Origin of the sequence: Rhodococcus sp. 05-2255-3B1 (genome assembly GCF_002258545.1) — a bacterium.
In the GTDB taxonomy this organism is placed as follows: domain Bacteria; phylum Actinomycetota; class Actinomycetes; order Mycobacteriales; family Mycobacteriaceae; genus Rhodococcoides.
In genome coordinates, this window is record NZ_NOZC01000024.1 from 1 (window position 1) to 1069 (window position 1069).

General features: G+C 65.2%; 1 pseudogene. It reads right to left on the reverse strand.

From position 1 onward, the window contains the following. Window positions 1-390: 390 nt before the first annotated feature. A pseudogene (locus tag CH249_RS27610) lies at window positions 391-1069 on the reverse strand (hypothetical protein); the annotation flags it as partial.

Here is a 1069-nt window from a genome sequence, read left to right on the forward strand (position 1 = left end):
TCGGCGGGTGCCGTTGACGATGGTCACCGTCGATATAGCCACCCTGATCGGGTTGCTTGCGAACCCGGCGTATCTGGCCGGGCACGGTTCCATCGATCCCGATCTCGCCCGGGAGTTGGCGCGCAGCAGTCAGTGGCAGATCCTGCTCACCGACGCAGTTACCCTCGCCGAGAAACTCGGACTGGCCGTGCAGAACCCGGAAACCGGGGAATGGGAACGAACACCGAAAATGCAGACGCAGGAGTCGGACTCAGGGTCGGGAGCGACAGCGGACACGGATACGGCAACAGCGAAAACGGAGCCCGACTCCAGATCAGCAACGAGGTCGACCTCCGCATCAGTATCAGCGCCGAACAGGGTTACGCAGACAAACGCAACCGAGACCCACAGCTACCCCGACACCGAGTGCGCATCGGGCACTGAGACCGAGGCCGAGTCCTGCGCAGCAACGGGCACCGATACCGATACGAGGACAACTCCGAAAACGGGACCGGCGAACGAATTGTCCACCGCAGCATCGCCCACGCCCGCGCCCTCGCCGACCAGCGCGACCGCAACGAGCACGACCGCCTCGCCTTCTACTACCGACGCGACAGCAACCGCATCAGCACCACCGACAGCGGCGGGATCTGCGTCCGACCCGGGAACAGATCCCGACCGTGACTCAGATCCAGCAGCCGTGCATGCAGCATCGGCACGAGGTGCGGTCGGCACATCGAGTTCGACACCCGTCCCGACCGGAGAACCACCTCGAACACCGGATCCGGCACCTGCACCGACACCGATGCCGCCCAGCACTGCACCCGATCGAACCCGAACTCCTTCTGCTTCGGATCGACCCGAGCAACCCAGGACGGTCCCGCCGACACCTGGACTACCGCCGGCGACGAACAACGCAGCGACCACTCCAGGCGCAGACACATCCTCACCTGTACCCGACGGCGGCGACAACCAGCGACGGACGCAATCACTGACCTCCGCCGCAGCGCTGTTCTGTACCCACACTCCCGTCGGCAGGGGCACACGGCACAGCTCTGCCCTCGACCTGCCCTTCGCAATCCGGCCCAAC